Source organism: Sinorhizobium terangae (genome assembly GCF_029714365.1).
Lineage (GTDB): Bacteria > Pseudomonadota > Alphaproteobacteria > Rhizobiales > Rhizobiaceae > Sinorhizobium > Sinorhizobium terangae.
The window spans coordinates 848,865-866,917 of record NZ_CP121660.1 but is presented as its reverse complement, the minus strand read 5'-3'; the positions used below and the strand labels follow the sequence as shown (position 1 = coordinate 866,917).

Genomic DNA, 18,053 nt, shown 5'->3' with positions numbered 1-18,053 from the left:
GATCGATATCGATTCAAAAGGGTCAGCGGCTTCGGATCAGGCGATCGGCTCCATCTTGCCGCCGACGGGAATGTTCGGGGCGGTCTTGTTGTCCGTGATCACAAGGTCGTAGCCGCCGCCGTCCTTGAGCCGCCACTGGCCGCCGACGAGCGGCGTCTTGGCAACGTTCTTCGCCGCGAAGGGCGGCAGGTCTTTTCCGTCCCAGGCGATCGGCCCGACAAGGGTGTCGAGCCTCGTGACGGCGATCGCTTCGGCGACCGCATCGCCGTCGCTCGGGTCGGCCGTCCGCTTCATCACGTCGACTGCCAGCTCGAAAAGCGCATGGGCGAAGCCGATCGGCTGCGTCCAGGGCCGGTTCGTCGTCTTGGTAAAACTTGCGGCGACCTCGGCCGAACTCTCGCCGGTCAACGACGATTTGAACGGATGACTGGGTGTCCACCAGACTTCCGACGAAAGATTGTGTCCGGCGTTGCCGAGCGCTTCGACCGCCTGCGGGAACAGGAGCGCCTTGCCGATCGAGGCGATCTTCGGCGCGAAACCCTGCTGCTTGGCCTGGTTCCAGAAGGTCGTGAAATCCGGCGGGATGACGACGCCGGTGACGATCTCGCACTGGCCTGACTTGAAGGCGTTGATCTGCGCCGAGAAGTCGTCCGTCATGTTCTGGTAGCGGCCGGGGTCGGTGAGCGCGTAGCCCATCTTGTCCAGAACGGGCGGGAAGCCGACCGTCTTGTCGCCCCAGGCGTTGCCGTCGCCGTCATTCGGGAAAAGGCCGGCCACTTGCCTGTTGGTCTCGATTTGCGCCCACATGTTGGTGAAGACGGCAATGACGTCCTCGAGACCCCAGAAGAAGTGATAGGCATAGTCGAAAGGCTTCCAGGAAGCCGGGTCGCCCGGATTGCCTTGCTGGCCGATGAACCATGGCTGCCAGGGAGCAACCGTCGAAATGCAGGGCATTTCCTCCGCCTCGCAGGTGGTCGCGACCGGATTGGTCGTTTCCGGCGTGGAGGCCACCAGCACGAGGTTGACCTCGTCGGAAACGATCAGTTCCTTGGCAACTTCCGCCGCCCGGTTTGGATTCGACTGGCTGTCCTTGACGACGACCTCGTAGTTGAGGCCCACCGACTTGGTCGCCGCCAGGAAGCTGTCGATGACGAATTTGTCGGCTTCGCCGAAGGCGGCGAGCGGCCCGGTCTGCGGGCTGACATAGCCGAGCTTGATCGGCGCGTTCTGCGCGATCGCCGGCATCGCGAGGCCGGACGTGACGGCAAACGCCCCCGTCGCCGCCGTCGTCTTCAAAAAATCACGCCTGGTAAACATGCTTCCTCCTCCCATTTCCCTCTCCTCCCAAAGAGTGTTTCAGCGTGCCGGCCGATTGCCCTCCCAGGCATCCTGCAGCAGGTCACGGATGGATCGCCGATCGACCGGCCGCGGATTCCAATAGGGATTTTCCGTGGCGATCTCCGCGGCGCGATCGAGATCGGGCTCGCTCAAACCCAGGTCCTTCAGCGCCAGCGGCGCGCCGGCTTCCTTGGCGAAGTCCCAAAGGCCGCCGCCGACCGAGCCGCCAAAGATCTCTGCGACCGGAGCCAGCAGTTCCGGAACCGCGGTGGCGTTGTAGCCGGCGGTATGCGGCAGCATAATCGCGTGCGTTTCGGCATGCGGCGTATCGAAGGTGCCGCCGAGCGTGTGACAAATCTTGTGGTGCAGTGCCATGCCGACGGTGCCGAGCACCGCTCCGCAAAGCCAGGCGCCGTAAAGCGCATCGGCCCGCACGCCGATGTTCCGGGGAGACTCGGCTATTTTCGGCAGGCTCGTCTTGAAGGCATGAAGGCCCTCGACTGCCATCAGGGTCGAGATCGGGTTTCGGTCCTGCGCGTAGAGCGCCTCGACCGCATGCGCCATCGCATTCAGGCCGCTGTTGATGCTCATGCCGAGCGGGAGCCCCAGCGTAAGCGCCGGGTCGTAGATCACGACTTCGGGCAGGATGCTCGGATGACGTACGGTGGTCTTGCGGCCGCCCTCGGTCTGGCCGAGGATCGGCGTCACCTCCGAGCCCGCATAGGTCGTCGGTATGACGATCTGCGGCAGGTCAATGCGATAGGCGATCGCCTTGCCGAGACCGGTGGTCGAGCCGCCGCCGAGTGAAACGACGCAATCGGCGCCGGTTCTCGCAACGACCTCCATCGCCTTTTCGGTCACGTCGACCGGCGTGTGCATGACGGCGCCCGCAAAGATCCCGGCAGAAAGCGGCCCAAGGCGTTTTGCCAGAACTTCGGCGTCGGCTTGCTGCTGCGACGTCGAGAGCACGAGCGCCTTCTTGCAGCCGATTTTCTCCACCCACTCGCCGGCCAGTGCACTTTTGCCTTCGCCGAAGATGATGTGGGCAGGGCTGCCGCTATAGACGAAATCGCGATTCATGTGTCCGCTCCTTGCCTCGCGCGCGCCATTACGAAGGTGAAGTCGAGCCGCCAGGCCGGCGCGCCCTTCCCTTCCAGCGGCTTGAACTCGCGAACAAGCGCTTCCTTGACCCCGAAGATCGCGTCCTCGCCGAGATGCGGATCGCCGGCGTCGTAGACATGAGTCGTGATCGTTTCGAAGCCGGGCGCCTTGACGATGAAGTGAAGGTGGGCGGGGCGACACAGGGGATAACCCGCCTGCCGCAAAAGCTTGCCGACCGGACCGTCATCCGGAACGCGATAGCCGGATGGCTTGACCGTCCGATACCGAAACGCCCCTTCCTCGTCCGTCCTGAAAATGCCGCGCAGGTTGAATTCCGGCTGAAGATCGGGCTGCTGGTTCTCGTAAAAACCTTCGGCATTGGCTTGCCAGGTGATGACTTCTGCGCCCGCGATCGGATGGCCATCCAGATCCCGGACGAATCCGAACACCTCGAGCCTTTCTCCAATGCCGTCCAAAGAAATGTTGCTGCCCGAGGGCAACTCGGGCGCATCGGCGCGAAAGAACGGTCCGCGAACCGTATTCGGCGTCGCGCCCCTCGGCCGACGCGAATTGATTTCCTCGACAAGGGCCGAGGCGCCGATGAGGTCGGAAAGCAGCACCCATTCCTGGCGGCGTTCGTCCGAGACATGCCCCACGTCAGTCAGGAAGGCTATGACATTGCGCCAATCCGCAGGTGTCGGCCGCAGCTCCTTGATGAGCTGATGAAGATGGGTGACGACCGCTGCCAATACCTGCGGCAACGGCTTGTCGTTCGATAGCGGAAGTCGTTGTGCGAAGATCTCGGACGAGTTGGCCTCGCTGAAATTCAACGCCAGTGGCCTCGACGACATACTCTCCTCCAAGACATCGGCTGGTAGGAGAAAGCTAATCCAGGACCGGGAATGCGTTGATGATTTTATTTCGACCTAGTATAACTGATTGTTATGAAGTTCGATGAACGCCATCTGATCCAGCTCGCCGCGGTCGTGAAGGCTGGCGGCGTGACCGAGGGGGCGGCCTTGCTCGGGCTGTCGCAGCCAGCGGTCTCCCGAACGCTTTCCATGCTGGAGAGACGCGTCGGCGAACCGCTCTTCATCAAGGGGCGCAGACCGCTACAGCCGACGCCGCTCGGGCGCGCTTTGGCCGACCATGGCCAGATCATGCTGTCGGCGTCACGCAAGGCATCCGATACGGTTGAGAGCTTCCGCGTCGGCCACAGCGGCGTCGTGCGCCTCGGAGGCACGCCCTTTTTCATGGACGGACTGATTGCCAGCATGATCGCGGAATTCCAGAATCTTTATCCCGATGTCCGCGTCGATCAGACCTACGGCTACTTTCCCGACCTTCGCGCGGCACTCAAGGCGGACCAGATCGATCTCGCCATCTGCCCCATCGATATTCTCGACGAAGGATCGGGGCTCGAGTTCCAACAGATATTGCCGGGGCGCAACGTGGTCGCATGCCGGGTGACGCATCCGCTGTTGATGAAGCGGAAGCCGCAACCGGCCCACTTGCTCGAGTTTCCATGGATCGCGCCGCCGCCCGGCAGCCCGCTGCTTGCCGACCTGCGCAGCATGCTTCTCTCGTTCGGTGCGACCGAGATCAAGATTCGCTATTCAGGCGGTTCATTGATGAGCGTCGTCAACTACATGAAGGCGGCGGACGCGCTGACGATCCTGCCCCACAGCGTCGTCTTTGCGCTGAGGAACCAGAAATCCATTACTGCGCTGCCGATCTCAATCCCGCATCCAGAGCGGGCACTCGGACTGCTCAAACGCTCGGACGCCCCGCGCACGCCGGCCGTGGACCAGTTCGCCCGGCACGTGCGCACCGGATTCGAAAACCTCAAGCATCTCATCAAGCGTCATGAGCAATCCGTCATTTGGGGTGCATGATGGTTACCTCTCAACGGCAGAGGCCCGGGACAAGAATCCGGCCCGGGCAAAAAATGCATTCACGCGAAGAACGGCAAAGGTTATAGCGGTCCCAAGTTGACGAACAGATTGGACCTCTCCATGACCGACACTGTTATCGATCGCTTCCTCCGTTACGTGGTCATCGACACCCAATCGGATCCCAAGTCGACGACGCAGCCATCCACCGAAAAGCAGAAGAATCTTGCCCGGATATTGGTCGAGGAATTGCTGGCGATCGGGCTTGCCGATGCGCATCTCGATGAGCACGGCTACGTCTATGCCACGATCCCATCGAATGTCGACAAGCCGGTGCCCGTAGTCTGCTTCTGCTCGCATATGGACACGGCGCCCGATTTCACCGGCACCAATGTCAAGCCGCAAGTCGTGCGAAACTACGCCGGCGGCGATATCCAGCTTTCAGGCGATCCGCAACAGGTCATCCGCGTCAGCGACAATCCCGAGCTCGGCAACCAGATCGGCAACGACATCATTACCACTGACGGCACGACGCTGCTCGGCGCCGACGACAAGGCCGGGCTCGCGGAGATCATGACGGCGGCGCAAGTCCTTGTTGACAATCCGGACATCAAGCACGGCACGATCAAGCTTCTCTTCACGCCTGACGAGGAAGTCGGCCGTGGCGTCGACAAGGTCGACCTGAAGAAGCTCGGAGCCGAGTTCGGCTATACCGTGGACGGCGAAACGGCTGGCCATATCGAGGACGAAACCTTCTCGGCCGACGGCGTCGAAATCACCATTCAGGGTGTCGCGATCCATCCAGGCTTCGCCAAGGGCAAGATGGAAAACGCCATCAAGATCGCCGGCGCCATCATCGACCGCTTGCCGAAGGACATTGCGCCAGAGGCGACGTCGGACCGAGACGGCTTCATCCATCCGATCGGCGTCACCGGCTCGATGGAAAAGGCCACGCTTGCCTTCATTGTCCGCGACTTCGATGAAGGCGGCCTTGCCGTGAAGGAAAAGATGCTCGAGGACATCGTGAAAGGCGTCATGGCGGAGTTTCCCCGTTCGAGTTACGCGTTCGAGGTGAAGGAGCAGTACCGCAACATGAAGGCGATCCTCGATCGCCATCCGCAGATCGTCGAGAATGCCGTGGAGGCAATCCGCCGCGCCGGCATGACACCGGTACGCGGCAGCATCCGCGGCGGCACCGACGGTTCGAGGCTCTCCTATATGGGCCTGCCTTGCGCCAACATCTTCGCCGGCGGCCATGCCTTCCATTCGCCGCTCGAATGGATCAGCCGGCAGGACATGGAGAAAAGCGTCGAGACGCTCGTCGAGCTGGCCAAGATCTGGGAAGAGCGCGCCTGACCCTTCCTGCATCTGCGCTGCCATGTGACGGGAGAAAGCAGCCGGCATCTCGGGCCGGCCGCTGATCGAGCTTTTTCACGTAGGCATCGCCAGCAGCACCGATGCGGGGGCATTGGTTCGGTTCGACAGCGCGCGCGCCTCGCCCGGCGCAAGCCGGCAGCTGTCGAGATAACCCAGCGTCACCGTCTCGTCCTGCGTCTCGATCGTTACCTCGCCGGCAAGGACGATGTAGATCTTCTCGACGGAGGCATCCTTCAGCGATGTGTGCGCCCCGGGGAGAAGGTGCGACAGACCGATCCAGATCGTATCGGTAGCGGTCGCTTCCTTCCCCTGAAGACGAAGGCAGCGCATATCGTAATGCTCTGCCGCCTCGTAGGGCTTCGCCTCCCGGTAGAGTGTTACCTGCATCCGCAAAACCTCACGGCTTCAGGAGGACGCGATCCGGCGTGCCGCGCAGCACTGAGGCATACGCCTTGGCCGCGTCGGCAAGGCCGTAGACGGTGGCCGGGTTGATCGGGAAAGGTTTCAGCAGCCCCTCCTCGAATTTCGGTTTCAGCCGATCGAAGATGCGCGCGCCATCGACCGATGAGAGCGCCAAGGTATCGATGCCGATATATCTGTGGCGGCCGCGGAAGAAGTTGAAGATGTCGAACGGCACGGCCCTATCGAATGTCGAGATGAAGATCTGCCGGGCCTGTTTCGCCATGGCCTTGTTGGCGATCTCGAAATAGGGACTGCCGACCGTGTTGAAGACGATATCCGCCCCGTGGCCACCGGTCTTTTCCCGAACGATCGCCGCCACGTCGTCACAGCTGCTGTTCAGCATCTCGACCGGACCGTTGGTGTGGCCGAGCAATGGCTGGTCGTTGTATTCGACGGCGAAGACCTTGGCACCGGCCATGGTCGCAAGCTGGATCGCTGCCTGTCCGACCTTCCCGTTGCCGCCGCACACGAGGACGACGTCAGTCGGCTGGACGCCACCGGCCTCGCGCAGGCCCTCATAGGCGGTGATGAACGGAACGCCGATCGATCCCGCCTCTTCCATCGTGAAATTCTTCGGCTTCTCGCGGACCGCCTTCTGGTCGAGCACCATCCATTTGGCATGGCTGCCGTCCTGGCTGATCCCGAGTTCGCCGCCGCCGCCCCAGATCTCCAATCCGATCATCGATTTCGGGCCTTCCCGCACGATGCCACCGAAGTCGCGCCCGGGAATGCGCGGCCAGACCGCATGCGGCATGTGGCCGAGCGAGGCCTTGACATCGCTGGGGTTGACGCCTGCCGCCACGATCTCCACCAGCACCTGTCCCGGTCCGGGTCGCGGCACGCTGACATCGACGACGTCGATCAGCAGATTGTCGAGGTCGGCGGAGGCTTGCGAGACGCGCAGCGCTTTCGCGACCTTCGTATCAGTCAGCATATTCATGGCATTCCCCTTTTCATGGATGCGGCCGCTCAGGCCTTCAACTGCAGGATCTCTCGGGCTTCGAACGGGCTGGCGATTTGCCCGCCGAGCTTCTCGACGATGTCGCGGGCACGCTCGACGAGCTCGCCGTTGCCTTTCGCGAGCACGCCCTTGGCGATGTACGAGTTGTCTTCGAGACCGACGCGGACGTGTCCTCCCAGCAGGTAGGCCTGGGCGGCCATCGGGAATGACATGCGGCCGACACCGAAGCCGGTCCACACCGTGTCGCGCGGCAACATCCGCGCGGCTAGCGCCATGGCGTCGGGCGTCGACGGCAAGCCGTATTTCACGCCGGTGACGATCGTGAACATCGCCGGAGACTTGAGCACGCCCGCCTTCAGGAGGTCGTGCGCGAGTCGGATGTCGCCGGTGTCGAAGACCTCGAGCTCCGGCTTGACGCCGGCCCCATTGATGAGATCAGCCATGATCTTGACGTTGCCGGGCGTGTTGATCACGACTTCGGTGCCGAAGGTCATCGTGTTGAGGTCGAGCGTCGCGATATCCGGCTTCAACTCGAGAATATGTTCGACGCGCCGTTCCGGGCGCATCAGCGTCGTGCGCGGACCGGCGACCGCGGGGTTCTCGTCGCTCGGGTGATAGCGTCCGCCCGGCCCGGTCGTGACATTCAATATCACGGCGCTATTTTTCGCGCGGATCCGATCGATCACCTCGCGGTAATATCGGATCTCCATCGACGGCTTCGCCGTTTCTGGATCGCGCACGTGGATATGAACCACGGCCGCGCCAGCGTCCGCCGCGTCCAGGCAGGAGCTGGCGATTTCTTCCGGGGTCACCGGCAGGCCGGGGTGGTTTTCCCTGGTGGTCAAATTGCCGGTGACCGCGCAGGTGATGATGACTTTCGGCTGCATCAGAGGTGCCTCCCCCCGTCGACGACGATCCGGGTACCCGTCGAGAATTTCAAATGCGTGGCACAGGCAAGGATCGCCTCGGCGACGTCGGTCGGAGTCGTCAGGCGCTTGAGCGGCGTTGCGGCCGCTGCCTTCTCCTTGAACTCCTGCCCGCGGCCCGGAACGAATTCGGTATCGACGACGCCCGGCGAGACCGCCATGACGCGGATATCCGGTGCGAGCGCGCGCGCGAGCGAGTTGGTCATGATGTCCAGCCCTGCCTTGGCACCGCAGTAGGCGATGTTCGAGCCGATGCCGGTAAAGGCAGCAATCGACGAGACATTGACGATCAGCCCGTCCCGATGCGCTTTCAGCGCCGGGGCGAAGGCGCGCACGGTCGAGAAAACGCCCCGCCAGTTGTTGACGAAAATCTGATCAATCAGTTCATCGGTCAGGCCTTCGAGGTCGGCGTGGGCGACCGGGCTCGTCACGCCGGCGGTGTTCACGAGGATGTCGGCGCGCCCAAGCGCAGCGAGCGTACGGTCCCGAAACGCATTGATGGTCGACGTATCCTCGATCGACACCGGCAGGGCGATGTGTCCCTCGCCCGGCAAGGCTGCGACGATCGCCTCTGCCCTCTCTTTTCCGGAGCGGTAACCAACCACGACTCGGGCGCCGGCTTCGGCAAACAGGCGGCAGGCTTCCCGCCCGATGCCGCCGGAACCGCCGGCGACGACTGCAACTTTTCCCGACAGGGCATCAGACAAACGCATTACCGATGCCCTCCCGATTTGCTGCCGGAGATCGGCGGAACCGGATAGGTCGGTTCACCCTCGATCAGCTTGAACTGGTATTCGCAGCTGTAGAAAGGCAGCGGGGTCTCCGGGTAATCGGGATGCTGCTCGGTATGCTCGACGAATTTGCCGACGATCTGGGTCTTGGCTCCGAAGACCACATCCGTCACCAGCGCCTGCGGCGTGTCGGAAAAGATCTGGGTGATCAATGTCTTGTGACCCGGGGCCGATACGATGAAGTGGATGTGCGCGGGTCGCATCGGGTGGCGCCGCTGCGCCCGCAGAAGGTCGCCTACGGGCCCGCCGGTCGGCACCGGATAACCGGCCGGCTTCACCGAGGTGAAGTGGAAGCGTCCGTCGGCATCGGTGCGGAACACACCGCGGAGATTGAAATCGTCCTGCTCCGCGTCCTGATTTTCGTAGAGGCCGACCGGGGATGCCTGCCAGACGTCGAGTTTCGCATCGGCAATCGGCTTGCCGTCGACGCCCGTGACCCGACCCTTGAAATAAAGCGTCGGACCGGGCGTTTCGGAGCGCGCGATGCAGTCACCGCACTCGCAGGCCGGCGCTTGCCCACGATAGAAGGGACCGAGCAGCGCCGACATCGTCTCGCCCTGCATCCCGTCGTTGTTGATGAGGTCGATCAGCGTCGAAGCGCCGAGCACGTCGGCTGCGAGCACGACCTCGTTGTTGGTCTCATGGGTGTGGTGGCCGAGCGCCGCGATCCAGCGCAGTCCATATTCGAATTCCTCCTCGGTCGGTCGCGTCTCGATGATGAATTCGTGGAGATGGCGCACCATGGACTCCATCAGTTGCTTGAGCCGCGGGTTGGATGTGCGCGACATCGCGCCCAATACGGTCGGCGTGACGTCAGCGACGGTTTCGATCAGTTTCGGCTCGACTGTTACGTGTTGCATCCTGCTTCTCCTGTCGTTTGCCGTTTCAGGCGGCCGCTGTTTTCAAGGCCTGGAGATGTGGATATTTCTCCGTCAGCAGCGAGCCGTGGTAGTAGGTCTTGGGGAAGGCCTCGGTCGCGCGAATGCGATCGAGCCAGGCAGCGATTTCGGGAGAGCCGCCCCACAGGCGGCCGAGATTGATATCGTCCATCCGAACGATCACCGGCATGATGGCGACGTCGGCCAACGTCATCTCCTTGCCAATCAACCAAGGCCCGCCACTTTCGCTGAGCCAGCGCGCCATGCGGTCGATCCCGCGTTGCAGCCGGGCAAGTGCTTCATCCATTTCCGATTGCGGAAAGCCGGTACGTCCCATCTTCATCAGGAATTCGCGGCGGAGCGGCTTGCTCTCGCAGACCGCCAGGAATTCCTCCTCCGTCATCGCCTGGTAATGCGGCAGGAAGGCGAGGTTGTAGGACGGCACGCGCACGGCCGGCGTCGGCACTTCGTCGATGTAGCGCATCATCGCCCGCATCCGCGCGACCTTGAGCGGGTCCCGCGGGCGCAGCGGCGCAACGTCGCCAAGGATATCCTCGAGATATTCCATGATCACCGAGGAATCGATCACGGAGGCACCTCGATGGACGAGCGCCGGGACCAATCCGTTCGGATTGATGGCGAGGTAATCGGGCTTCAGCTGGTCACCCTTGAAAAGGTCCAGTTTGTGCTCCTCGAAGGTCCCCCCCTTGGCATGGAGCACGTAGCGCACCCGTTGGCTGCAGGTGGATTGCGGTGCGTTGTAAAGCACGTATTCCGACATGACTTCCTCCTCCCGCCATTCCGGCAGGTTTCAATCCTTGAAGTTCAGGAACAGGCACTCCGGCGGGACCGGCCATCAATCCCAGTTGAGCACGCGTGGCAGCTTGCCCTTTTTTGCGAGCGTGCCGACCAGCCCCAGCGGGAAAAATATGAGGCCCACCGCCATCACCAGGCCGGTCCCCAGGATGTTGACTTCGGATGCGCCCATCGTGGCGACGAAGAGTTCGTTGAGCGCAACGATCAGGATGGCGCCGACCACCGGTCCGGCAATCGTGCCTTTCCCTCCGAGGATCGACATCAGCACGAGGTTCGCCGAAACGAGGATCAGGAGAAAAATATTTGGGCGTAGATAGGTCAGATATTCGCCCCAGACCGCGCCGGTCATGCCGACGAAGAAGGCCGAAAGCGCGAAAGCCATGACCTTGTAGAAACGCGTGTCGATGCCCGCACTTTCCGCCTTGATCTCGTCCTTCGAGATCGCCCGAAGACCGAGGCCGAACTTGGAGTGCTTGATGCGGTAGGTCGCCCACACCGTGAAGGCCGCGATCACGATCATCCCGTAGTAATAGGGCAGCTTTGCCCACTGCACCGGCAGGTCGTTGGTCGGGAGCGTCAGGCCGTTGGCGCCGCCAATAAACTCCCAGTTGTCGAACAGGATACGGGCGATCATCAGAAGCGCGATCGACGAGATGATGAAACTGGGTCCGCGCACCTTGAGCGTGATCAGGCCAACCATGTAGCCGAGAACAGCCGCGACGAGACCGGCAAGAGGCGCCGTGATGATGGTCGAGATGCCGTAGCGCGCCAAGAGCATGCCGGCGAAATAGCCACCGACGCCGAAGAACACGCTGTGACCCAGCGAGACGTAGCCGGCGAAGCCACCAAGGATGTTCCATCCCGAAGCCATCGCCACGTAGGAGGCGGTGAACAGGACAAGATGAAGCACGTAGTTGTAGTTACCCACGAATTGCAGGAGCGGCAGCGCCAGCAGGACCAGCAGCAGCGCCAGGGGAAACCAGGTCGCTCTCGTCTGATCGGCCCTGCGGGCCAGTTTCTCGTTATGTGCGCGCCGTGCCTCGAGGACGGAACTGGCGCTCGATTGTTGAAGGGTGACGGTCATCATGCCATCTCCGGTTTTTCGCCGAACAACCCCTGGGGCCGGATCAGCAGGATGAGGAAAAGGGCGAGGAAGAAGGTCATGGTCGACCAGGTGGCTCCGATCCATGTGCCGACGAAGGCAGCAACGACCGACAGCAACAGAGCAGCCACGACGGTGCCCAGAATGCTGCCCATGCCGCCGAGCACCACGACCGACATCAGGATCGCCACCCATTCCCAATGCTTGGCCGGGAAAAAGCTGAAGACGAAGCTGACCAGCGAGCCGGCAGCCCCGGCAAGGCCGATGCCGATCGCAAAGGCGAGAATGCTGATGAAGTTGACATTGACGCCGAGGAGCTCAGCCGCCTCGCGGTTCTGGGTGGTGGCGCGGATGGCATAGCCGAGCCGCGAATATTTGAGAAAGAGCGTCAGCGCAGCGATGATCGCGAGCGACAGCACCCCGGCATAGAGCTGCCCCTTCGGAATGAAGACGTCGCCGATGAAAAAGGCATCCGTGGCATAATCGGGTGAGGTCACGCGCTGGGTGTTGGTGAACAGACCGCCGAGCACGCCTTCCGCCATCATCGCGAGTGCGAAGGTCAGAAGCACGGTCATCTCGGAATATTTCGCGTTCTTCGTCTCCCTCTCGAACATCAGGCGATAGAGCAGAACGCCGATCGCCGCCATGATGGCCGCCGACACCGGCAGCATCACGATCGGGTCGATGCCGAGAACTTTGAACGCCCAGTAGGCAATGTAAGCACCGGCGATGATCAGCGATGGATGCGCGAGATTGACGATGCGCATGACGCCGAAGACGAGCGAGAGGCCGGATCCCATCAAGGCGATGACGCCGCCAAGCGCCAGGCCAAGGATCAATATCTGAAGGATGTCTGCCATGTTTCCCCCTTCAGGCGGCCTTCTTGCCGCCAAGGTAGAGTTCCTGGATGCGCGGGTCGGCGAGCACGTCGGCGGCCGGCCCCTCGAACAGTGTGCGGCCGAGGTCGAGCACAACGCCCCAATCGGAATTCTTGAGTCCCATCAGCGCATTCTGCTCGACCAGCAGTACGGTGACGCCTTCGGCCGACATCATCTTCATGATGTCGAACATCTCCTGGATTACTTTTGGCGCCAGCCCGAGCGATGGCTCGTCGAGCATGACGATCGCCGGCTTGATGATCAGCGTGCGGGCCATGGCGAGCGTCTGCTGCTGGCCGCCCGACATCGTGCCGGCGTGTTGCTCGGCCCGCTCGCGCAAGATCGGAAAGCGCTCGAGAATTCCGTCGATCCGGCGGTCGAGCTCCTTTTGATCGTTGAGGATGAACCCGCCCATGCGCAGATTCTCGCGCACGGTCATCTTTGGAAACAGCGCCCGCTCCTGGGGTACGAAGCAGATACCCTCACGCAGAATCTGATCCGGCCGCATCCCGTTGAGGCGCTTGCCCTTGAAGACCACATCGCCCTTGCGGATGGTCAGCATGCCGCATATCGACTTCAGCAGAGTCGACTTGCCTGCGCCATTCGGTCCGATGATGCAATGGACCTTGCCGGGCTCGACGGTCAGATGCGCACCGTCGAGGATGGCCGGTCCGTCGCCATAGCCGGCGGTGATATTGTTGACCTGGAGCAGTTCGCTCATCAGGCAGCCTCCTCTTCGAGGACGCCGCCGAGATAGGCGTCGAGCACTTGTGGGTCCTTGCGAACCATCTCCGGCGGTCCGTCACAGATCACGCGGCCTTGCGCCATGACCACCACCCTGTGGGAAAGCCGCATGATCAACTCCATGTTGTGCTCGACGATCAGGACCGTGAGGCCCTTCTTCTCGTTGAGAGCCCGGATGTGGCCGATGATCTCCTCCATCAGGGTCGGGTTGACGCCACCGGCCGGCTCGTCGAGCAGGATGATCTTCGGGTCCGACATCAGGAGGGCGGCGAGGTCCATCAGCTTCTTCTGGCCATAGGAGAGGTTGTGGCCGTCTTCGTAGGCGATGCGGGTGATGCCGAGAAAGTCGAGGATGGCCATCGCCTTGTCCCGTTCTTCCGCGCTCATCGCCGGCCGCAGCAAGCCGCGAATGCCCTCGACGCGAGACTGCACGATGACGTTCTCGATCACCGTCATGTCGGAAAGGTTGCGGGAGATCTGGAACGTGCGGCTGAGGCCTTTGGCGGTGATCTTGTGCGGCCGCAATTGATCGATCCGCTCTCCGTCGAGCCAGACTTCACCGGACGTCGGCGTCACCGTGCGGCTGATGCAGTTGAACGCAGTCGTCTTGCCCGCCCCGTTCGGTCCGATCAGGGCGGTGATCGAGCCCCTTTCGACGGCGAATGTCGCGCCGTCGACGGCCTTGATGCCCCCATAGTGCTTGCAAAGGTTCTTCACTTCGAGCATGCGCCCGACCTCCCATTTCCTCGACACGATTTCTTGCGGTCCGGACGCGGGCTCATGCCCTCGCCCGGATGCGCTCAGAAGCCAGCCTTGGGATAGCTGAACGGCACGACGCCTTCGAACTCGCCGGTCGGATAGACAAAGTTGAGCTTGCCGTCCTGCCACTGCGTCATGATGTGCGATTTGTCCTTGGCGAGGCCGCGTTCGTCCCATGTGAAGCGGCCGAGAACCGTGCGCACCGGATCGTCCTTGGTGCGCGCATGCAGCCATTCCCCCATCTTGGCGTTGTCAGTGGTGCCGGCACCATTGATCGCCTGCTCGATCCCCTGGCAGACGGCAAAGGGAATGGCGCTGTCCTCATCCGGCTCGACGCCATATTCTGCCTCGAAGGCCTTGACGAAATCGGCATTGCTGAAGGGCTTGCCGGCAAGCGTGCTTTCGAAAGGCACGTCCTTGTGCCAGGTCGTGTGGATCATCACGCCGTTCGCGGCGTTCGCCCCCACGCCTTCGATGAATTCCGTCTGAGCGCCCTGGCTCAGATAGACGAGCTTGGGCGTAGCACCGACGGTTTTCAGGCTGCGGGTGAGTTGGACCGCCTCTTCCGCCGACGCGGTCAGGCCGATGATCATTTCGGCCCCCGAGCGTTTGATCGAATTGGCGAGGTTCAGCCAGTCGTTGAAGCCTTCTTCCGGCCACTTCTCCTGCATGACCACCTTTATACCGGCGTCGGCGAGGTAGCCGGGAGCGAGATCGGCGATCTCCTTGTCCGTTGCGGGATCCTTGACCTTTTCGCCAAGCAGGCCGGCGGCAATCGCATTGGCGAAGAAGTCGTCGGCGGAAACGATTGCCGCGGTTTTCGGACCCTGCCCCGCCGGGATGAGATCCTGGATTACGGCAACCACGTCCTTGCCGGTGTATTCAGCCGCACTGACCTGGAAATAGAAGAGGTTTCGATATCCCTGCTCATAGATGCGCAAGGCGCCGCCGGAGGGAACGGCGTGGACCATGTTGTATTTGGAAAGAATGCTGCCGACCGGAAAGGTCAGCCGGCTCGAAAATGTCCCGTAAACGGCATCGACCTTGTCGACGTTGATGAACCGCTCATATTGGTTGATCGCGGTCGCAGGATCTGAGCGGTTATCGCTCACCACCAGTTCGACCTGACGGCCGAGAATGCCGCCGGCTTCATTGATCAGCTTGGTGCAGAGTTCATATCCGCGCTTGTGCTTCTCGCCGCTGACCGACAGGCCACCGGTGATCGGCAACGACGCGCCGATCTTAAGTGTTTGCGCCTGAGCGGCAGTGGCCGCAAGCGCCAGAGCGGTCGTTGCCGCCAGAAATCTTCCAAGAGTTCTTCCAAGTCTCACTGATGCTCCTCCTTCTCCATCGCGAAACTATGCAATCGATTGCATGCATCGTCAAAAAATAAAGGCGGCAACTTCATGCCGCAGTTTTCTTGCGGGACTCCTCATTCCCGGAAGAAACGACCGTAGTCCGCCAACCAAACCGCCTGCGCTGAATGCAATGACTATGCAATCGATTGCAGAGAGACCTAACATGATCTTTGTCAAGCGTCAAGGAAGATTATGCAATCGATTGCTTCTCCGCTGTCTCGCTGTAAAATGGCGTACGCGTCGGGGCACTGGAAATGTTGAAAAAGAGAATTACTCTCAAGGATATAGCGCGCGAGACAGGTGTCCATGTCTCCACCGTTTCGCGAGCGCTCGATCCGGTCGAGCGCAAGAACATTACGGAAGAAGTCGTCAAGCGCATCCAGGCAGCAGCGGACGCGCTCGGCTATCGGCCTAACAGGATTGCGGCGGGCCTGAGGACCAACCGGACGATGAGTGTCGGCGTCATGATCCCCGACATCACCAATCTCATCTTCCCACCGATCCTGCGCGGCATAGAGAGCGTGCTCGAGCCACTCGGTTACGCCTCGATCATCGTCAACACCGATAGCGACAGAGACCGGGAGGTCAGGCTCATCGACGTTCTGCGCGATCGCGGCGTCGACGGCATCATCCATGCCGCGGTGTTGCGGAGCGACCCCTCGATCGCCAAGGCGGCCCAGGACGGGCTTCCGGTCGTGACCCTCAACCGCAAGGTGGAATTCTCCGACATACCCTATGTCATCAATGACGAAGACGCCGGCATCTGCCAGATGCTGCGGCATCTCCGCGAACTCGGCCACGAACGGGTCGCGCATATCGCCGGCCCCCAGGACCTTTCGACCGGGCAGCTGCGCCTCGCCGCGTTTCGGAATGCTGCGGACGACCTTTCGGTTGCCGTCGACGAGGAACTGATCGTCACCGCCACCCGTTTCGACGAGCACGAAGGTGGCCGATGCCTGGCGGCCTTGCTTTCGTCCGGCAAAGCCTTCACGGCAGTGCTTTGCGCCAACGACCGGCTGGCGCTTGGCGCGATCGAGGCACTGCGCGAACGCGGCATCGACTGCCCTCGCCAGGTTTCCGTCACCGGCTTCAACGACATGCCGCTTCTCGAACTCATCCGACCGAAGCTGACGACCGTCAGGATACAGCAGCACGGCGCCGGACGTGCAGCGGCGAATATTCTCTTGCGGCTAATGAATGCCGAGACGCGCAGCGTCGATCTTGAAACCGTACTGCCCGTCGAGCTCGTTGTGCGCGAAAGCACGGCGCCGGCCCCTCGCCTCCCGCTTTTCACGCGACCGCTTTCGTAGCGGCGCTTTTCTCGCGTCTCGATCGGAAACAAAAATCCGACGCCGGCAAGGATCGGATTCAGTCTTTTTTGGTAATTTTCCGTTAGCGATTCCCGTCAGTGGGTTCGGCGGCTTTCCGCTGTCACCGAAAGTCTTGCGTACGGGTTCCTATGCGTTTCACAGCTCTGCCAGTGGTCCTTCTTGCCGGCCTCGTTTTGTCGGGCTGCGGATTCAGTTCCAATCGCGACAGGGTTGCGGCCCAGCAACCGTCACGGGAAACGACGAGCTCCGTTGCCCGGTCGCTCGCCCCCATGCCTGCGGCGAATGTCGGCACGGCTGCGCCTCAAGCCGCGCCGCCGCAGGAAATGCTGGCCTGGGCGGGGCCGGTTCCAGAGCCGCAGGCGTTCGCGCCCGTGGCCAGAACAGCCGGCATGCCGGTGCCTTCGGAAAGACCGATCGCCCTGCTCGCCCCCGAAAACCCGGCGATCGAGGAGGCGCCGCCAAGACGCGGGCAAATCTACAGTCATCGCTTCCGCGACGCCAAGCCGATCAATTTCGGCTCACGGTCTCCGAGAAAGCTTGCTGTGCACGGCGTCGACGTTTCGCGCTGGCAGGGCGAGATCAACTGGACGAAGCTGCGGACGCAGGGCGCAAACTTTGCCTATATCAAGGCGACTGACGGCGGCGATCATCTCGATCCGATGTTCAAGAAGAACTGGCGCAGGGCCAAGGAAGCCGGGTTGAAACGCGGCGCCTATCACTTCTTCTATTGGTGCCGAACCGCCGGCGAACAGGCCGACTGGTTCATCCGCAATGTGCCGAGAGAAGCCAGCGCCCTGCCGCCTGTCATCGACGTCGAGTGGAACGGCGAGTCGAGCTGCAAGAGGCGCCCCTCGCGCGAACGCGTCCTGGAGAAGATGCAGGTCTTCATGGACAAGCTGGAAAGGCACTATGGCCAGCGTCCGATCATTTATACCGCGCCGGATTTCTATCGAGACAACTTGAAGGGCGCCTTCCCCAACCATCCGTTCTGGCTGCGCTCGGTGGCCGCTCACCCGTCCAAGGTCTATCCGGGGCGGAAATGGCTCTTCTGGCAATATTCCGGCTCCGGCCTTTCGCACGGCGTCGACGGCAGGATTGATCTCAACGTGTTCCACGGCAGCGAGGACGAGTGGCACAGCTGGGTAGCTGCAGGGTCCCGCTTGGCGAGCCGCGACTAGCCTGACCGTCCAAGAACAGGCGCAACCGACAAACCACTCCATGGTTTGCCCCCCAAAACTCGCCAGAGAGTGGGTTGGCCACGAGCCGCTGCGGCTCTCGCATGTGGCAACTCACTGTTGTCATGGTCTCTTGTGGTCCGCCGCGTGCGGGCATGCGTCCC

The 18,053-nt window shown here is 62.0% G+C and carries 18 protein-coding genes; 4 read left to right on the top strand and 14 right to left on the bottom strand.

Annotated elements, in window-relative coordinates:
• Positions 1–36: 36 nt before the first annotated feature.
• From QA637_RS22740 to QA637_RS22730, 3 genes are read right to left on the bottom strand one after another with little or no spacing between them, the layout of a single operon-like run.
• Complete coding sequence (locus QA637_RS22740; protein WP_283067053.1) at positions 37–1,317, bottom strand: ABC transporter substrate-binding protein; 1,281 nt, start codon at positions 1,315–1,317, stop codon at positions 37–39.
• A 39-nt stretch (positions 1,318–1,356) separates the two neighbouring features.
• Positions 1,357–2,418 carry a maleylacetate reductase gene (locus QA637_RS22735; protein ID WP_283067051.1) on the bottom strand — a complete coding sequence of 354 codons (1,062 nt, stop codon included), beginning with the start codon at positions 2,416–2,418 and terminating at the stop codon, positions 1,357–1,359.
• On the bottom strand, positions 2,415–3,290 hold the full coding sequence (locus tag QA637_RS22730; RefSeq protein ID WP_153437291.1) for a dioxygenase family protein: 876 nt from the start codon (positions 3,288–3,290) through the stop codon (positions 2,415–2,417). Before QA637_RS22730 ends, QA637_RS22735 begins: the two co-directional genes overlap by 4 nt.
• A gap of 93 nt (positions 3,291–3,383) precedes the next feature.
• On the opposite strand from QA637_RS22730, the gene QA637_RS22725 reads away from it, so the two are divergent.
• Entirely contained in the window at positions 3,384–4,334 is a 951-nt protein-coding gene (locus QA637_RS22725; protein WP_153437292.1) for a LysR family transcriptional regulator, read from the top strand.
• 120 nt (positions 4,335–4,454) lie between these two features.
• A complete protein-coding gene (pepT, locus tag QA637_RS22720; RefSeq protein ID WP_283067048.1) occupies positions 4,455–5,687 on the top strand; it encodes a peptidase T in 1,233 nt (410 codons plus the stop codon).
• Between the two features lie 75 nt (positions 5,688–5,762).
• On the opposite strand, the gene QA637_RS22715 is transcribed toward pepT, so the two are convergent.
• From QA637_RS22715 to QA637_RS22665, 11 genes are all read right to left on the bottom strand, one after another.
• Positions 5,763–6,095 (bottom strand): cupin domain-containing protein, encoded by a 333-nt coding sequence (locus QA637_RS22715; protein ID WP_153437294.1) that lies wholly within the window; start codon positions 6,093–6,095, stop codon positions 5,763–5,765.
• Positions 6,096–6,105: 10 nt separating this feature from the next.
• Entirely contained in the window at positions 6,106–7,110 is a 1,005-nt protein-coding gene (locus QA637_RS22710; RefSeq protein WP_283067047.1) for a quinone oxidoreductase family protein, read from the bottom strand.
• Positions 7,111–7,139: 29 nt separating this feature from the next.
• The gene (locus QA637_RS22705) at positions 7,140–8,018 is read right to left on the bottom strand and encodes a beta-keto acid cleavage family enzyme (protein WP_283067046.1); all 879 of its coding nucleotides are present in this window, start codon (positions 8,016–8,018) and stop codon (positions 7,140–7,142) included.
• A complete protein-coding gene (locus tag QA637_RS22700) occupies positions 8,018–8,770 on the bottom strand; it encodes an SDR family NAD(P)-dependent oxidoreductase (RefSeq protein WP_283067045.1) in 753 nt (250 codons plus the stop codon). The genes QA637_RS22705 and QA637_RS22700 overlap by 1 nt, the downstream gene beginning before the upstream one ends.
• The gene (locus tag QA637_RS22695; protein ID WP_283067043.1) at positions 8,770–9,708 is read right to left on the bottom strand and encodes a dioxygenase family protein; all 939 of its coding nucleotides are present in this window, start codon (positions 9,706–9,708) and stop codon (positions 8,770–8,772) included. Before QA637_RS22695 ends, QA637_RS22700 begins: the two co-directional genes overlap by 1 nt.
• Positions 9,709–9,733: 25 nt before the next feature.
• Positions 9,734–10,507, bottom strand: coding sequence for a glutathione S-transferase family protein (locus QA637_RS22690; RefSeq protein WP_283067042.1), 774 nt, complete (start codon positions 10,505–10,507; stop codon positions 9,734–9,736).
• Positions 10,508–10,582: 75 nt separating this feature from the next.
• Positions 10,583–11,629, bottom strand: a complete 1,047-nt coding sequence (locus QA637_RS22685; protein WP_283067039.1) for a branched-chain amino acid ABC transporter permease — start codon at positions 11,627–11,629, stop codon at positions 10,583–10,585.
• Positions 11,626–12,504, bottom strand: coding sequence for a branched-chain amino acid ABC transporter permease (locus QA637_RS22680; protein WP_283067037.1), 879 nt, complete (start codon positions 12,502–12,504; stop codon positions 11,626–11,628). The genes QA637_RS22685 and QA637_RS22680 overlap by 4 nt, the downstream gene beginning before the upstream one ends.
• 10 nt (positions 12,505–12,514) lie before the next feature.
• Positions 12,515–13,243 (bottom strand): ABC transporter ATP-binding protein, encoded by a 729-nt coding sequence (locus QA637_RS22675; RefSeq protein WP_283067036.1) that lies wholly within the window; start codon positions 13,241–13,243, stop codon positions 12,515–12,517.
• Positions 13,243–13,992 carry an ABC transporter ATP-binding protein gene (locus QA637_RS22670; protein ID WP_153437303.1) on the bottom strand — a complete coding sequence of 250 codons (750 nt, stop codon included), beginning with the start codon at positions 13,990–13,992 and terminating at the stop codon, positions 13,243–13,245. The genes QA637_RS22675 and QA637_RS22670 overlap by 1 nt, the downstream gene beginning before the upstream one ends.
• Before the next feature lie 74 nt (positions 13,993–14,066).
• Positions 14,067–15,356, bottom strand: a complete 1,290-nt coding sequence (locus QA637_RS22665; protein ID WP_283067033.1) for an amino acid ABC transporter substrate-binding protein — start codon at positions 15,354–15,356, stop codon at positions 14,067–14,069.
• Between the two features lie 281 nt (positions 15,357–15,637).
• Between QA637_RS22665 and QA637_RS22660 the strand changes: the two genes are divergently transcribed.
• Positions 15,638–16,693 (top strand): LacI family DNA-binding transcriptional regulator, encoded by a 1,056-nt coding sequence (locus QA637_RS22660; protein WP_283067032.1) that lies wholly within the window; start codon positions 15,638–15,640, stop codon positions 16,691–16,693.
• 149 nt (positions 16,694–16,842) lie between these two features.
• Positions 16,843–17,892, top strand: a complete 1,050-nt coding sequence (locus QA637_RS22655; RefSeq protein ID WP_283067030.1) for a glycoside hydrolase family 25 protein — start codon at positions 16,843–16,845, stop codon at positions 17,890–17,892.
• Positions 17,893–18,053: the final 161 nt, after the last annotated feature.

Bases quoted from the DNA above. Each gene is read 5' to 3' on its own strand.
- pepT (WP_283067048.1), top strand. From the start codon at position 4,455: ATGACCGACACTGTTATCGATCGCTTCCTCCGTTACGTGGTCATCGAC.
- QA637_RS22680 (WP_283067037.1), bottom strand. From the start codon at position 12,504: ATGGCAGACATCCTTCAGATATTGATCCTTGGCCTGGCGCTTGGCGGC.
- QA637_RS22670 (WP_153437303.1), bottom strand. From the start codon at position 13,992: ATGCTCGAAGTGAAGAACCTTTGCAAGCACTATGGGGGCATCAAGGCC.
- QA637_RS22695 (WP_283067043.1), bottom strand. From the start codon at position 9,708: ATGCAACACGTAACAGTCGAGCCGAAACTGATCGAAACCGTCGCTGAC.
- QA637_RS22675 (WP_283067036.1), bottom strand. From the start codon at position 13,243: ATGAGCGAACTGCTCCAGGTCAACAATATCACCGCCGGCTATGGCGAC.
- QA637_RS22700 (WP_283067045.1), bottom strand. From the start codon at position 8,770: ATGCGTTTGTCTGATGCCCTGTCGGGAAAAGTTGCAGTCGTCGCCGGC.
- QA637_RS22690 (WP_283067042.1), bottom strand. From the start codon at position 10,507: ATGTCGGAATACGTGCTTTACAACGCACCGCAATCCACCTGCAGCCAA.
- QA637_RS22685 (WP_283067039.1), bottom strand. From the start codon at position 11,629: ATGATGACCGTCACCCTTCAACAATCGAGCGCCAGTTCCGTCCTCGAG.
- QA637_RS22715 (WP_153437294.1), bottom strand. From the start codon at position 6,095: ATGCAGGTAACACTCTACCGGGAGGCGAAGCCCTACGAGGCGGCAGAG.
- QA637_RS22660 (WP_283067032.1), top strand. From the start codon at position 15,638: ATGTTGAAAAAGAGAATTACTCTCAAGGATATAGCGCGCGAGACAGGT.
- QA637_RS22740 (WP_283067053.1), bottom strand. From the start codon at position 1,317: ATGTTTACCAGGCGTGATTTTTTGAAGACGACGGCGGCGACGGGGGCG.
- QA637_RS22735 (WP_283067051.1), bottom strand. From the start codon at position 2,418: ATGAATCGCGATTTCGTCTATAGCGGCAGCCCTGCCCACATCATCTTC.
- QA637_RS22725 (WP_153437292.1), top strand. From the start codon at position 3,384: ATGAAGTTCGATGAACGCCATCTGATCCAGCTCGCCGCGGTCGTGAAG.
- QA637_RS22655 (WP_283067030.1), top strand. From the start codon at position 16,843: ATGCGTTTCACAGCTCTGCCAGTGGTCCTTCTTGCCGGCCTCGTTTTG.
- QA637_RS22705 (WP_283067046.1), bottom strand. From the start codon at position 8,018: ATGCAGCCGAAAGTCATCATCACCTGCGCGGTCACCGGCAATTTGACC.
- QA637_RS22730 (WP_153437291.1), bottom strand. From the start codon at position 3,290: ATGTCGTCGAGGCCACTGGCGTTGAATTTCAGCGAGGCCAACTCGTCC.
- QA637_RS22710 (WP_283067047.1), bottom strand. From the start codon at position 7,110: ATGAATATGCTGACTGATACGAAGGTCGCGAAAGCGCTGCGCGTCTCG.